Annotated in this window: 19 protein-coding genes; 10 read left to right on the forward strand and 9 right to left on the reverse strand. The window is 40.8% G+C overall.

Going from position 1 to position 14338, the window contains the following annotated elements:
- Positions 1-28: 28 nt before the first annotated feature.
- The gene (locus ACTG7L_RS09370; RefSeq protein WP_439328343.1) at positions 29-580 is read right to left on the reverse strand and encodes a DNA-3-methyladenine glycosylase I; all 552 of its coding nucleotides are present in this window, start codon (positions 578-580) and stop codon (positions 29-31) included.
- Positions 564-1148, reverse strand: a complete 585-nt coding sequence (gene mobA, locus ACTG7L_RS09375; RefSeq protein ID WP_439328313.1) for a molybdenum cofactor guanylyltransferase MobA — start codon at positions 1146-1148, stop codon at positions 564-566. The genes ACTG7L_RS09370 and mobA overlap by 17 nt, the downstream gene beginning before the upstream one ends.
- A 63-nt stretch (positions 1149-1211) precedes the next feature.
- Here mobA and ACTG7L_RS09380 point away from each other — a divergent pair, with 63 nt between their 5' ends.
- The 4 genes from ACTG7L_RS09380 to rfaD all read left to right on the forward strand — a co-directional run bounded on the left by ACTG7L_RS09380 (position 1212) and on the right by rfaD (position 3521).
- The gene (locus tag ACTG7L_RS09380) at positions 1212-1481 is read left to right on the forward strand and encodes a YihD family protein (protein ID WP_439240525.1); all 270 of its coding nucleotides are present in this window, start codon (positions 1212-1214) and stop codon (positions 1479-1481) included.
- A gap of 20 nt (positions 1482-1501) precedes the next feature.
- Positions 1502-2119 carry a thiol:disulfide interchange protein DsbA gene (gene dsbA, locus ACTG7L_RS09385; protein WP_439328314.1) on the forward strand — a complete coding sequence of 206 codons (618 nt, stop codon included), beginning with the start codon at positions 1502-1504 and terminating at the stop codon, positions 2117-2119.
- A 14-nt stretch (positions 2120-2133) separates the two neighbouring features.
- Positions 2134-2463, forward strand: a complete 330-nt coding sequence (locus tag ACTG7L_RS09390; RefSeq protein WP_439257333.1) for a DUF413 domain-containing protein — start codon at positions 2134-2136, stop codon at positions 2461-2463.
- A gap of 131 nt (positions 2464-2594) precedes the next feature.
- Positions 2595-3521, forward strand: coding sequence for an ADP-glyceromanno-heptose 6-epimerase (rfaD, locus tag ACTG7L_RS09395; RefSeq protein ID WP_439257332.1), 927 nt, complete (start codon positions 2595-2597; stop codon positions 3519-3521).
- Between the two features lie 68 nt (positions 3522-3589).
- Here rfaD and ACTG7L_RS09400 read toward each other — a convergent pair whose 3' ends face one another.
- Positions 3590-3859: a helix-turn-helix domain-containing protein gene (locus ACTG7L_RS09400; RefSeq protein ID WP_439328344.1), complete on the reverse strand. Its 270-nt coding sequence runs from the start codon at positions 3857-3859 to the stop codon at positions 3590-3592.
- Between the two features lie 35 nt (positions 3860-3894).
- Entirely contained in the window at positions 3895-4269 is a 375-nt protein-coding gene (locus tag ACTG7L_RS09405) for a type II toxin-antitoxin system RelE/ParE family toxin (RefSeq protein ID WP_439328315.1), read from the reverse strand.
- 139 nt (positions 4270-4408) lie between these two features.
- Here ACTG7L_RS09405 and ACTG7L_RS09410 point away from each other — a divergent pair, with 139 nt between their 5' ends.
- The 4 genes from ACTG7L_RS09410 to ACTG7L_RS09425 all read left to right on the forward strand — a co-directional run bounded on the left by ACTG7L_RS09410 (position 4409) and on the right by ACTG7L_RS09425 (position 7406).
- On the forward strand, positions 4409-4567 hold the full coding sequence (locus tag ACTG7L_RS09410; RefSeq protein ID WP_439328316.1) for a hypothetical protein: 159 nt from the start codon (positions 4409-4411) through the stop codon (positions 4565-4567).
- A gap of 183 nt (positions 4568-4750) precedes the next feature.
- Positions 4751-5509 (forward strand): amino acid ABC transporter substrate-binding protein, encoded by a 759-nt coding sequence (locus ACTG7L_RS09415; protein WP_439328317.1) that lies wholly within the window; start codon positions 4751-4753, stop codon positions 5507-5509.
- 78 nt (positions 5510-5587) lie between these two features.
- Entirely contained in the window at positions 5588-6256 is a 669-nt protein-coding gene (locus tag ACTG7L_RS09420) for an amino acid ABC transporter permease (RefSeq protein WP_439240542.1), read from the forward strand.
- A 13-nt stretch (positions 6257-6269) separates the two neighbouring features.
- Positions 6270-7406, forward strand: coding sequence for a trans-sulfuration enzyme family protein (locus ACTG7L_RS09425; RefSeq protein WP_439328318.1), 1137 nt, complete (start codon positions 6270-6272; stop codon positions 7404-7406).
- A 39-nt stretch (positions 7407-7445) separates the two neighbouring features.
- Here ACTG7L_RS09425 and ACTG7L_RS09430 read toward each other — a convergent pair whose 3' ends face one another.
- Positions 7446-8120: a hypothetical protein gene (locus tag ACTG7L_RS09430; RefSeq protein WP_439328319.1), complete on the reverse strand. Its 675-nt coding sequence runs from the start codon at positions 8118-8120 to the stop codon at positions 7446-7448.
- Positions 8121-8274: 154 nt separating this feature from the next.
- On the opposite strand from ACTG7L_RS09430, the gene waaF reads away from it, so the two are divergent.
- The gene (waaF, locus tag ACTG7L_RS09435; protein WP_439328320.1) at positions 8275-9318 is read left to right on the forward strand and encodes a lipopolysaccharide heptosyltransferase II; all 1044 of its coding nucleotides are present in this window, start codon (positions 8275-8277) and stop codon (positions 9316-9318) included.
- A 356-nt stretch (positions 9319-9674) separates the two neighbouring features.
- Positions 9675-10646 carry a lipopolysaccharide heptosyltransferase RfaC gene (gene rfaC / locus ACTG7L_RS09440; protein ID WP_439328321.1) on the forward strand — a complete coding sequence of 324 codons (972 nt, stop codon included), beginning with the start codon at positions 9675-9677 and terminating at the stop codon, positions 10644-10646.
- A 51-nt stretch (positions 10647-10697) separates the two neighbouring features.
- Here the strand turns inward: rfaC and ACTG7L_RS09445 are convergent, their stop codons facing one another.
- The 4 genes from ACTG7L_RS09445 to murQ form a co-directional block, all read right to left on the reverse strand.
- A complete protein-coding gene (locus ACTG7L_RS09445) occupies positions 10698-11348 on the reverse strand; it encodes a hypothetical protein (RefSeq protein ID WP_439328322.1) in 651 nt (216 codons plus the stop codon).
- The gene (gene efeB / locus ACTG7L_RS09450; protein WP_439328323.1) at positions 11305-12498 is read right to left on the reverse strand and encodes an iron uptake transporter deferrochelatase/peroxidase subunit; all 1194 of its coding nucleotides are present in this window, start codon (positions 12496-12498) and stop codon (positions 11305-11307) included. The genes ACTG7L_RS09445 and efeB overlap by 44 nt, the downstream gene beginning before the upstream one ends.
- A gap of 14 nt (positions 12499-12512) precedes the next feature.
- Positions 12513-13325, reverse strand: a complete 813-nt coding sequence (efeO, locus tag ACTG7L_RS09455) for an iron uptake system protein EfeO (protein ID WP_439328324.1) — start codon at positions 13323-13325, stop codon at positions 12513-12515.
- Positions 13326-13417: 92 nt separating this feature from the next.
- Positions 13418-14329, reverse strand: a complete 912-nt coding sequence (gene murQ / locus ACTG7L_RS09460) for an N-acetylmuramic acid 6-phosphate etherase (protein ID WP_439328325.1) — start codon at positions 14327-14329, stop codon at positions 13418-13420.
- Positions 14330-14338 lie beyond the last annotated feature (9 nt).

Below are 14338 nucleotides of genomic sequence, written 5' to 3' on the forward strand. Positions count from 1 at the left end.
ATTCCCTTTTTTATTAATAAAAAACACGCTATTTACAAAAACAATCATTCAAATGATCATTCACCAGTCCCATTGATTGCATAAACGCATAGCAGGTGGTTTCCCCCACAAACACAAAGCCTTTTTTCTTCAGTGCTTTTGACATGGCTTTGGAGATTTCGGTTTTGGCAGGTACCGCAGCCAAATTCGGCACATCATTGATTTGCGGTTGATGATCAACAAACGCCCAAATAAAATCGGCAAAATTTTCACCGCACTTTTGCATGGCTAAATAGGCTTGGGCATTTTTCACAATGGCTTGTAACTTGGCTCGGTGACGAATTAATCCCACATTTTGCATTAACTCATCCATATCCCGTTCTGTCATGCGTGCAATCTTTTCAGGATCAAAATGATGAAAGGCTTGACGATAGTTTTCTCGTTTTTTTAACACGGTTATCCATGATAACCCCGCTTGTTGTCCCTCTAAGCAAAGTTTCTCAAATAATTTCTGCGGATCAAATTCAGGCTTGCCCCATTCCTTATCGTGATAATCTTGATAAATCGGCAAGTTCCCCGCCCAATCACAACGTTTGATCATTTTCATCCGCCAACTCCTGTAAAGTATTAAAATTGCGAAATGCCTTTTTCTGTTCAGAAAAATCCACCGCAACCGCTCCTTGTTGCAACATAAATTGCAACATTCGCCGTTCACCTTGATCTAAATAAGCCGAAAGTGCGGGGCATAATTGACGAGAAACCAAACAGAATGTGGGATGTTCACGTTCGCCATCCGTGGCATACGCCACTAAAGGTTGTGAAATTAACACCGCACTTTTTAATTTCTCCAGTAAATTCAACGGCAAAAAAGGGCAATCGCAAGGCACAAATAACACATAATCACTTGTTGCTCGTTTTAAACTGGTTAACATACCGCTTAATGGCCCTTGAAAATCCGCTAATTCATCAGCAAAAACCGGTAAACCAAATTGCTGATACAGTTCAATATGGCGGTTCGCATTAATAGCAATCTCCGCAATTTGTGGCTGTAAACGGCGAATAATATGTGCAACCAATGGCTTGCCGGCCAGAATTTGTAGCCCTTTATCCGCCCCTTGCATACGTCTTGCCTTTCCACCTGCTAAAATTACCGCACTTATCGTTATCATTGTTTGTCAATCGCCTTTAATTCAAGTATTATTTGCCAACCATTCTATATTAAGGAAAAGATTATGAAATGTCATCGTTTGAATGAAGTTTTGGAACTTTTACAACCCTATTGGTCTAATAAAGACCCAGACATGAGTTTAATGCAAATTTTACAAGCCATTGCAGATGAATCTGGCTTTGAAAAACCGCTGACTGAGTTATCTGATGAAGTGATTATTTATCAACTCAAAATGCACGGCAAAGACAAACATGAACCCATTCCGGGGATCAAAAAAGACTATGAAGAAGATTTTAAAACCGCCTTGCTAAAAGCTCGTGGGATTTTAAAATAATATTGTAAGGAAACGGGAACATGAAAAAATTTCTTATTAACTTAATTGCGGCCACCATGGCCATTGCCAGTGTGAATCTGCACGCGGCAGACTTAAAAGACGGCGAACAATACGTGACATTAAGCCGTCCACATTCAGAAAAAGCCGAAGTGATCGAATTCTTTTCTTTCTACTGTCCACATTGTTACGCCTTTGAAATGCAATATGCCATTCCAAAGAAAGTGCAAGACAGTTTGCCTGCAGATGCGAGCTTTAAACAATATCACGTGAATTTCTTAGGTCGTCAATCGGAAAATCTCACTCGTGCTTGGGCGTTGGCCATGGCATTAGGGGCAGAAAGTAAAGTGAAAACCGCCTTATTTGAGGCGGCACAAGCGGATAAATTAAGCAGTATGGCCGATATTCGCCAGATTTTTGTGGATAACGGCATCACCGCAGAACAATTTGACGGTGGTATCAACAGCTTTGCGGTCACCGCTTTAGTCAAAACCCAAACCAATTTAGCGGAACAGCTTGATGTGCGAGGTGTGCCGGATATGTATGTGAACGGAAAATTCCGAGTGAATCCAGAGGGATTATCTCGTGATGATTTCGTGGCAGATTATGTAGAAACTGTAAAACAATTATTGAAAAAATAACCGAGGAGTAGAGTATGGCAGAAAGTTTTAGTGTAGAACGTCGTTTTTTTGACGATAAAAATTACCCACGTGGTTTCGCTCGTCATGGCGATTATACTATCAAAGAATCCCAAGCCTTAGAGCAATATGGTCAAGCGTTCAAAGCCTTAGATGAAGGCACTCGCAAAGCCAAAACCGCTGAAGAAAAAAATTTCGTGGCCTTTTGTCGTGGCGAACGCCCGGCGGAAACCTTTTTTGAGAAAACGTGGAACAAATACCGTTCCAGAGTAAACACCATTAAACGTGTTTACACGCTTTCAGGCGTGGTGAGCGATAACTTAGATGAGTTTAATGCTAACGATTAATATACACAAGGCTTGAGCAATCAAGCCTTTATTTTTCCTGTTTTTTACCCAAAAGTGCGGTAAAAAATACCGCACTTTGGAGTAAAATAGATTACAATAAGGCGAATTTAGAGAAACAAAAGGACAATATTATGATAATCGTCACTGGCGGAGCAGGCATGATCGGTAGCAATATCGTGAAAGCCTTAAATGAAATGGGTCGTACCGATATTTTAGTGGTGGATAACCTCAAAGACGGCACCAAATTTATTAATTTAGTGGATTTGGATATTGCAGATTATTGCGATAAAGACGATTTTATTGCCTCGATTATTGCGGGGGATGAATTAGGCGACATTGACGCCATTTTCCATGAGGGCGCTTGTTCAGCCACCACAGAATGGGACGGTAAATATTTAATGCACAATAATTACGAATATTCCAAAGAATTATTGCATTATTGCATTGACCGTGAAATCCCGTTTTTCTATGCCTCCAGTGCCGCCACTTATGGCGATAAAACCGAGTTTGTGGAAGAACGCCAATTTGAGGGTCCACTCAATGCCTATGGTTACTCCAAATTCCTGTTCGACCAATATGTGCGAGCCATTTTACCTGAAGTCAGCTCGCCTGTTTGTGGCTTTAAATATTTCAATGTGTATGGCCCGAGAGAACAACACAAAGGCTCCATGGCCAGTGTGGCTTTCCATTTAAATAACCAAATTTTAAAAGGCGAAAACCCGAAATTGTTTGCCGGTTCTGAGCATTTCTTGCGTGATTTTATCTATGTAGGTGATGTAGCCGCCGTGAATTTATGGGCATGGCAAGAGGGGATTTCAGGCATTTACAATCTTGGCACCGGCAAAGCGGAAAGTTTCCGTGAAGTGGCCGAGGCGGTGGTGAAACATCATGGTAAAGGCAAAATTGAAACCATTCCTTTCCCAGAACATTTAAAATCTCGCTATCAAGAATACACCCAAGCGGATTTAACTAAATTGCGTCAAGCAGGTTGTGATTATCAATTTAAATCCGTGGCAGAGGGTGTGGCGGAATATATGGTGTGGTTGAACAAGAAATAAAGCGGTCTGTCCATATTGATGATCGCTGAGAGGTCATTGTGGGGGCGTATGCCATACGCCCTTACATCTTATAGCGCAAAAGATACCGTTTTCCCCGTTGGCAATGCCACGGAAAGACTAAGCCGTCCTCCCATTGCCTCCACATAACGTTTAACTGACGACAAGCGAATATCGTTACCTCGTTTTTCCATTGCCACCACGGTCGGTTGACTGATGTTGAGTTCTTTGGCGAGCTGTTGTTGGGAAAGTTCAAGTTCTTGGCGGAGTTCGGCAAGTTGGAGTTCCATTAACATCCGTTCGGTTTCTTGTTGGATTTTTTGTTGGCGTTCAGTCGGCATTTCGGCAATAAATTCTTTAAGTGTCATAGATTTCATCATTTATTCTCCAAATATTCTTCTTTTAAATAGGTTTCATAGGTTTGTTCTGCTTGAGCAATCATTGTTTTATAAAATGCTTTCTCATTCTTGCCTTTTTTATCCCCACCACATAGCACAATGGCTTGCCTAAGGGGATCAAAAATAAAGAACAAGCGAAATACAGACAATCTTGACTGAACACGCAATTCTTTCATATTGGCGTATTTTACATTCTGTAATGTATCTACATAAGGCCGTCCTAAACGTGGTCCGTGAACGCCTAATAGATTAAGTGCTGAAGTGATTTTATCCACATCATCTTTTTCTAGCAAGGTAAGCCAATCCAAAACAGGTTCTTGTAAAATAACCTCCCATTCTTCTATTTCTTCCATACAAATTTCCCCATAGATTATAATTTATCATTTTCCAACAGACAAGCAGTTTGAATTAGCCAAATCTATCTCAGCTTCAGAAATCTTGCCATGATTTGTTACAGATTTTGGAATCAAGATCACAAAAATAGGTTAAAATATGGCGTATTCTTTATGTTATCTAAAAAGTTGGGGGGGACAAAATAAGCAAACCGAGCAACTCAAAGCACTTCAATTTAGCTTTATTCAGTTACTTAAGGAAGATCAGGAGCAATTTATGCGTTTTCAGATTACGAGAAACGGCCAAAATATGCGATAAAGAGATTTTATAATAAATTTTGCCCCCAATAAGAGGGATCGCTGAGTCCTCTTTTGGGGCGCTTATTCCTTTTTGAAATATCAAGTAACGTTAAAGTCTAACAGAGCATTAAAATTTGATTGCTAAGCGCAACACCTTTTTTTACTATTAAATCACTTTATTATTTCAACTTAAGGAACCATTATGAAACTTTCCATCAAAACACTTTTCACTGCGGCGGCATTCGCCCTATTAGCCACATCTGTGAACGCCAAAACCTTAAAAGACGGTGTGTTAACCGTGGGAACAGAGGGCACCTATTCCCCGTTTTCATTTTATAACGACAAAAACGAACTCACGGGCTTTGATGTAGAAATCGCTCAAGCGGTGGCGGAAAAGTTAGGTCTTAAAATTGATTATGTGACTGCCCCATGGGATGCCATGTTGGCGGCATTTGATGCGGGTAAATCTGATGTGGTGTTTAACCAAGTAACTATTACCGATTCTCGTAAGCCAAAATACAATTTTAGTACGCCATATACGATCACCCATGCCGTCATTATTACCCATAAAGATAATGCGGATATTCATTCTTTTTCTGATCTAAAAGGCAAGAAAAATGCCAGTGCGGCAACAAGCAACTGGGGGGAATTAGCGAAATCTCACGGTGCAGAATTGGTCACCGTAGATGGATTTAGCAAGGAGGCGGAATTAGTGATTAACAAACGTGCCGACACTATTTTGCAAGATGATGTGATTTTATTAGATTACTTAAAACAACGCCCGAATGCCCCGCTAAAAATTGCATTCACTAGCGAAGAAAGCAACCAACAAGCGGCATTAGTGAAAAAAGACAATACCGAATTGTTAGATCAAATCAACAAAGCCCTTGCGGAATTAAAAGCGGAGGGAAAATTAAAAGCCATTTCCGAAAAATATTTTGGTAAAGATATTACCGAATAACTATCCCTCCCCAAAAATCGCCACTAAACTGCGGTGATTTTTGGGGTATTTTTTTAACATTTCCCCAACAGATTAAATATGGAAGAATTTTCTCGCATTTACGAGCTTTGTTTAACGTCGATTCCCATTATGGCAGATGCCATGGTGAAAGTGACCATTCCACTGAGCATTATTTCCTTTGCTATCGGGTTAGTGATTGCCTTATTTACCGCCCTGATTCAAGTCGCCAAAGTGAACGTTTTCACCCAATTATGCCAATTTTACATTTGGATTTTCCGTGGCACGCCGTTGTTAGTGCAACTGTTTATCGTATATTTTGGCTTGCCGATCATTGGTATTAGCTTAGATGTGTGGGCGGCAGCGATTATTACTTTTAGCCTCAATATTGGCGCATTTGCCAGTGAAACCGTGCGTGCCGCTATTCTTTCCGTATCAAAAGGACAATGGGAATCCGCCACCTCACTCGGTTTATCTTATCCGCAAATTGTGAGCTACGTGGTGTTACCGCAAGCTGTACGCATTGCCTTGCCGTCCCTTTCTAACACCTTTATTAGCACCGTGAAAGAAACCTCCTTAGTGGCATCTATCACCATGGTGGACATGTTTATGGCCGCACAACGTATCGCCGCTCGGGTGTTTGACCCGTTGACGCTGTATGTGTTGGCGGCGTTGATGTATTTATTGGTTTGCACCCTATTAACCTACGGGCAAGCCCGATTAGAAAAATATTCATCCCGATTTGTTTAAAGGTAGGAAAAACATGAAATTTGACACCCTGATTGTGAAAGGCATTGAGGCCAAACATAACCCCCATAAAGCCATTATTCCGCCGATTTTTCTTGCTACTACCTTTGTGCAAGACGGTATTGATGAATGGCAGGATTTTGCTTATTCTCGCAGTCATAATCCGACTCGAGATAATTTTGAAGACTTGTTTGCTCGTGTGGAGGGCGCAAAACAGGCCTTTGCGTTTGCGTCTGGCATGGCAGCCACGAGTAGCGTTTTTAGTCTGTTAAAACAAGGGGATAAGGTTCTATTAAACAATAATGTGTATGGTGGCACTTATCGCTATGTACATGGCATTTTCGCCAATCAAGGCATTGAATACGAATTAGTAGATGATTTAAATGTGATTGATGAGATTGATGATAATGTCAAAATGATCTTTGTTGAAACGCCATCTAATCCCTTGTTAAGAGTGACCGACATTGAACGCATTGCCAACATTGCCCATCAAAAAGGGGCGTTAGTGGTGGTGGATAACACGTTCCTCACGCCTTATTATCAACGAGTCTTGTCATTGGGCGCAGATATTGTTGTTTACAGCGCCACGAAATATATTGGCGGACATGCGGATGTGATTGCGGGTGTGGTGGCGACTAATCATGAGGAATTGGCTGAACGTATTCAATTTATGAAAAATACCCTCGGCGCAACACTTAGCCCCATGGACGCTTATGCGTTGATCAAAGGCTTAAAAACTCTCAGTGTGCGTCTTGATCGTCAAGCGGAAAACACCCATAAAATCATTGATTTTTTAACCCAACATTCGGGTGTGAAAGCCGTGCATTATGCGGGATCTTATAGCGATCACGAGCGAGCCATACAACAAAAACAAGCGAGCGGTATTGGTGCCGTGATTTCCTTAGCCTTACAGGACGGTTACGACAGCAAAATCTTCGCCAAAAGCCTTGAATTGTTTGATTTGGCTGTCAGTCTTGGTGGCGTAGAAAGTTTAATTTGCCACCCAGCCAGTATGACCCACGAATCTTATTCCGCAGAATTACAGGATAAAATCGGTATTACTCAAGGTTTATTGCGGTTAGCGATTGGGATTGAAAATGCGGAAGATTTAATTGCGGATCTGAATCAAGCATTAGACAAAGCAAAAATTTAGCTTAACAGGGCATAGTGAAAAATACCCTTTACTATGCCTTTATTTCCCCTTGAAATTTGCCCAATAATTCGCCCACCATATCGGGTTATCCCGCTCCCAATAAGCCCCATCTTGCAACATTACAAAGGTTTCTAAATCAGTGTTAAATATTTCTCTTATTTCTTGTTCGTGTAAGTTATCAATATGATTATCTTCAAGTACATCAATTTGATCTTGTAATTGCTCAATGTCATCCATCAGATCATCTAACCCAACATCAAGACTATCCGCCTGATCTTGCACATCATCCATTTGGTCGGAAAAATCATCCTTTTTCAGTAGTCGCTCCAACTGTTTATTGAGTTTGATCTGCTTTTTCAACAAACTCACTAAACGGCTTTCTTTGGGTAAAATTTGTTGATGCAACACCACAAGCTGTTGGAAATAAGGGGTATTACCCTTTTCTTGCAACAACTTCACCAATTTCTGCCGAAGTTCAACGCTTAATTGAGTAAAGTGAATTTGCTTTTCTAAAGATGATTGAATGGAATCTTGCTGTTCTATATTTTGTGGTGCAGCAGTTTGGGTAACTGCTGCTTGAATTGGCGCAATATTCGCTTTGGCTTTGTTTTCACCAAAAAACGCCCGCCAACCACGTGGAATCCAATCACCGATAGCCAACATTAACAGGAAAGACGCTCCCAATACAACCACTAAAAAAAGCAAAAATTTCATTTTTTCTCCTTGATAGTAAAATCATACTGCCAATTAATTTGCCATTCAATTATAAAATTTTTAATGTAATTTCATAAAAAAATGAATGATGGTATAAAAGAACGCATTTTTTAGTTAAAATAAAAACAATTCCAACCAATGAAATAGAAAAACTATGAATATCCTAATCATTGCCCCATCGTGGGTTGGCGATATGATGATGTCGCATAGCCTGTATCAAACCTTAAAACAGCAATATCCCGATTGCCAACTTGATGTGCTTGCGCCGAACTGGTGTAAACCGTTGTTGGCTCGTATGCCTGAGGTGCGTCATGCGTTGACCATGCCGATTGGACATGGTGCGTTTTCCTTGGGGGAACGTTATAAAATTGGTAAAGCCTTGCGTAATCAATATGATATGGCGATTGTATTGCCTAATTCGTTGAAATCCGCCTTTATTCCTTTGTTCGCTAAAATTCCTGTTCGCCGTGGTTGGAAAGGGGAAAGCCGTTATTTCTTTTTGAATGATTTACGATCTAATAAAAACCACTATCCCATGATGGTGCAGCGTTATGTGGCGTTAGGGTATGAAAAAGGGGGAGTTCCAACGGCACAAGATTTGCCTATTCCAACACCGTATTTAACCGTTGATGAAAGTGCGGTGCAAAAAACCAAAGAAATTTTCACCGCACAATTTGCTTTGGCGGAAAATCGCCCTGCCATTGGTTTTTGCCCTGGGGCAGAATTTGGTCCCGCCAAACGTTGGCCACATTATCATTATGCCAAATTAGCGGAAAAGCTGATTGAGCTGGGTTATAGTATTCGCCTGTTTGGTTCCAACAAAGATGTGGACGTCGGCGAACAAATTCGTTTAAGTTTGCCTGAATCGTTGCAACGCTATTGTGTTAATTTAGCCGGACAAACTGAACTTAATCAAGCGGTGGATTTGATTGCGGATTGTACCGCAATGGTCACTAACGACAGTGGATTAATGCACATTGCGGCGGCGGTTGGTCGTCCATTAGTGGCGGTTTATGGGCCAACGAGTCCAGAATATACACCGCCGTTATCCGATAAAGCGGTGATTATTCGCTTAATTAAAGGCGGTTTAATAAAAATCCGTAAAGGAGCAGACAGTAGCGAGGGGTATCACCAAAGTTTAATGGATATTACGCCTGAAATGGTGATGGAAAAATTAACGGGGTTGTTGGCAAATTAAAAACGAAACCGCCGATTTTTATGCGTCGGCGGTTTGCTGCTATACCATTCAATGGTATACTATTTAGCGGTTGGTCGGGTGTGTATAGCTTTCCCGACTGGACCTCGGGTAGCTATATCCTCCCAAATCTTACCGATCTAAGGAGGTGATTATGTATGAAATGGATAAGATTGTTATTACTTCTTATCATTATCTGCTTGCTGACCGCAGATACTCCTATCATTAATTAGATAGGCAACCAACCTAAAGGGGCGGACTTCAGTTCGCCCTTTCTTATATTATAAGGCTTTAATGCTTTTTTTCAAGCCTTAAAAAACGCTATAATAGGAAAAATTTAGTGTAATAGGAATGTAGGAATGAGCTACGCAATAGCCAAAATCTGTATCATCAAAACCTCCTCCCTTGGTGATGTATTACATTGCTTGCCTGCACTCACCGACGCACAACATGCGTTAGGTGATGTGCAATTTGATTGGGTGGTTGAGGAAAATTTTGCGGAAATTCCGGCTTGGCATTTGGCAGTTAATCGGGTGATTCCTATCGCTATTCGTCGTTGGCGGAAAAATTTATTTGATAAACAAACTTATCAGCAATGGCAATCTTATAAAAATCAATTACAAAGCACGCAATATGATGTTGTAATTGACGCACAAGGGTTAATAAAAAGTGCGTTGTTTGCAACCCGTTTGGCACAGGGTGAAAAATTCGGTTATGACCGAAAATCGATTCGTGAACCTTTGGCAAGTTGTTTTTATCGGCATAAATTTTCCATTCCTTATCAACAGCATGCGGTGGAGCGAATTCGTCAATTATTCGCACAATCCTTAGGTTATCACTTGCCCGACAGCAAAGGGGATTACGGCATAGCTCGGCATTTTCAACAGCAACAGTCATCAACGCCTTATATGATGTTTATTCATGCCACAACCAGAGCCGATAAGCATTGGGTTGATAGCGAATGGAAAAAATCAGCGGAAAAAATCACCGCACTTTATCCCAATATAGAGATTCGTTTACCTTGGGGAAATGAGAAAGAAAAACAGCGGGCGGAATGGATTGCACAAGGTTTACCCAATGTGCTTGTGTTACCTAAATCCAATTTAACTGAATTAGCCCATCAACTTGCCAATGCCAAAGCGGTGGTGTCCGTGGACACAGGGTTGGCGCATTTAACTGCGGCGCTAGATGTGCCGAATGTGACCTTATATGGCGCCACGGATCCCAAGCTGATTGGTTGTTATGGTAAAAATCAGCATTATTTACATAAGGATACTATGGCGAACATTGGTGTAGAAGATGTGCTTGAACAGTTGGAAATGATTATGTAGGCAGAAAAAAGTGCGGTATTTTTATCGCACTTTTTCTCTTAATCAAATCAATTAGTTAGATTTATTGTTAACAAAATCATCTACCGTGTTTTTCAATATGACCAACTGCTGCTGCATTTGTTCATAATTGGCCGGATTGGCTTGCATAGCACTACGGAATAAAGACATTGCCGTTTCCATTTTGCCGTAATGGCTTAAACTGGCGCCACGCATGGATAATTCATTCGCTCCCCAGGTGGCACCAAAACGGTGAAATTTTGCTTGAATGTCATCTATGTTTTTACTCGCTAACACTTGTTCTAACTCTTGCAAAGTTGGCACCACTTGCTCGGCAAATTTCTGACGATTTTTATCCTGATTCACGGGGTTTTGTTCTTTCTCAAACGCATAAAGATCTTTAGAAATTTGTTCTACATTGGCTAACGTTGGGTTAGTAATAGCGGTTTCAAGTACTTTGCTTGTTTGTATGCCTGCCTCAGAATCATGGTTTGGAATCGCATTAAATTCTTGCTGTAAGGCTTGTAAATACTGTTTTGTTTGCTGTGTATTTTCTTTTTTAACGGCAGACAAGGCGTCCGATAAATGCACAAATAATGCGCCCAATTCCACTTTGGCATACGCCGAAGTGGAGAAACATAACCCTAATAATAAACTCAGTTTAAAGGGATTCAAACAGGGCTTTGCCCAAGTAGTCATTTTCATCTTTTACTCCTGCGAAACAAGCGAACAGTCCACTGCCGATATGGGTAATGTACTCGTTCATTTTATCAATATTGCCGAAATGATTTTGTATGGTAATAAATTGTTGTGGATCTTTTTGGAATGACACAAATAATAAACCTGCGTCAAATTGCCCTGTGCGTGGATCAATGCCGCTGGCATAGGAAAAAGAACGGCGTAGTAATTTTAACCCCGTTTTATGGGCAATATGCGTATGCGAATCTTCAGGCACGAGCGGTTGTCCATCTTGACCTTTTTTGTCTAAATCCACTGGGTCAAATTCTTTTTTCTGTCCGTAGGCAGCGCCTGAATCACGATGGCGACCAAAGGTATTTTGTTGTTCGCTTAAACTGGTACGATCCCAAGTTTCTAAGAACATCTGGATTTTACGCACCACGAGGAATGAACCACCTTTCAGCCAGTTATCTTTGTCGTACCACACGGTTTTGTCTAATTCTTCTCCTTGTGGATTACCGGTGCCGTCACGGAAACCGAACAGATTGCGTGGCGTGTCGGTCCCCTCGAAGGAATTAAACCCTGATTGGCTCCAACGCATGGTGACTTCAGAACGAGCCACACGAACTAAATTTCGCACTGCATGAAAGGCCACTTGCGGATCGTCCGCACAAGCCTGAATACAAATATCGCCCCCGACAAATTGATCTTTGAGTTGATCACGTGGAAAATGTGGTAAATCCACTAATTCTGCGGGTTTGGCTTTTTCAATACCTAATTTAGTAAAGAAACTTGGGCTGACGCCGAACGTTAGGGTTAAATTATAAGGATTTAAGCTATCCGCCTCACCGGTATCTACCGCAGGCACATAGCCATTTTCGCTATATATCTGGACATTTTTTCCTTGTGTTAATTGTTGGCTGTATGCTGTCCAAGTTTTAAACATCTGTTTAATTTCATCAAGATTTTGACTATGCAAATCCAGCACAATAAAGTAAATATGATGTTGTGCAGGAGAAGTGATGCCTTGTTGGTGTGTGTTGAAAAATGGATAGATATTTTTAATGGTGATTTTTTGGCGTGGTTCTAAAGAATAAGCGGTGCCAGCCATGAGGCCAGCACCGATGATGACACTACTCTTTAGGAAGTCACGCCGAGCATTGTTTGTATGACTCATAGTGACTCCACGGATTATTTACCTAAAATAACACCTAATTGAGCCAATGGTTCACCCAATTTATTTACTGCTTCTGCAAGTGCTTTGGTATCTTTTTCAGTTAAGCTATTGTATGGAACATATTCATAACCTGTGCTGGATTTATTATACGTTTGTAATAAATCATTCACTGCTTTGAAATGTTGCTCGATTTTTGCACTTAATTTTGCATCTTTTTTCAACAATTCAGGTTTGAATAACTCATAGATTTTCTCAGCACCCTCTACGTTAGCTTTGAAATCATACAAGTCTGTTTTAGAGAAAATATCTTCTTCGCCTGTGACTTTACTGGTAGACACTTCGTTTAATAAATCCACTGCACCTGTCACCATTAATGCTGCTGTGACTTCAGATGTTGGAATTTTTGCTCGCAATTCTTTGACATCTTTCAATAATTGAGCAGCGGTTTCTTCTGTGCCTTTAGTGGTATTTTGTTCCCATAATACTTTTTCAATTTTATGGAAACCTGACCAATCTTTTTCGGTTTTGCCCTCTTCGGTTAAGTCCGCTAAACGAGCATCAATACGAGGGTCTAAATCGCCAAAACTTTCTGCAATTGGCTCAGAACGTTCGTAATACATACGAGCTTGTGGATAAATCGCTTTGGCTTTTTCCACATCACCAGCTTTTAACGCACTGACAAAGGATTCAGTTTGGGTTACTAATTCATCAATTTGTGCCACTACAAAGTCTTTATAATCTTTGGTTTCTTTGGAAAAATCTGCCGCCATAGCAGGAGCAGAAAGTAATAAACCAGAAATTACCGTAGCAATTAATTTTAAACGCATATAAATTCTCCTTAAATTAAGATGAGGCTCATGAAAAATCATCCTATCTTAGATCAAATAAAAATAATTCTCAATATTTTTGTGCGTTATTTCTAAGGTAAAGCATCAGTTAATCGCCCTTGATATTCAGCTAATAAGGCCTTGGCTTGTTGTCTATCCACTTGAGCTAAAATCATCAAAATAGCAATTTTTGTGTTATTTTCAGCTAATTTTAACGCTTTTATAGCGTGATATTCATCGCAATCTGTGGCCTGCATTACAATGCGAATTGCTCGAGCTTTCAATTTTTCATTACTTGCTTGCACGTCTACCATTAAATTTTGGTAGCATTTCCCGATTAAAATCATGCTAGCAGTGGTCAGCATATTCAGGACTAATTTTTGTGCCGTTCCTGATTTCATACGGCTTGATCCCGTCAACACTTCTGCCCCTACCACGGTTTCAATGGCGATATCCGCAATTTTCGCCATCGCAGAATCGGGATTGCTCGCAATGGCAACCGTGGCTGCCCCCTGTTCATTGGCATAGTGTAATGCCCCTAGTACATAGGGGGTACGCCCACTGGCAGCGATCCCGACTAGCACATCTTTTTCCGAAAAATCAATTTGTTGTAAATCCAGTTTGCCTTGTTCTTGATTATCTTCTGCCCCCTCAACAGGATGACGTAAAGCACGTTCACCACCAGCAATTAAACCCACTACCATTTCTGGCGAAACGCCAAAGGTCGGTGGACATTCAGACGCATCTAACACACCTAATCGTCCACTGGTGCCAGCCCCGATATAGACTAATCGGCCACCAGTTTGAAAGGATTGCACGATTTTCTCGACAGCTAATGCAATCCGTGGCAAGCATTTTTCGATGGCTTGTGGTACGGCTTTATCTTGCTGATTGATTAAGCTGACGATTTCCAAAGCGGTCATTTGATCTACATTGGTAGAGTCAGGATTGCGTTGTTCGGTGATCATAAGACTTAAGTCATTCAATAAATTTTGTTCTGTCATATTGATTTC

Origin of the sequence: Lonepinella sp. BR2357 (assembly GCF_051851525.1) — a bacterium.
GTDB lineage: Bacteria > Pseudomonadota > Gammaproteobacteria > Enterobacterales > Pasteurellaceae > Lonepinella.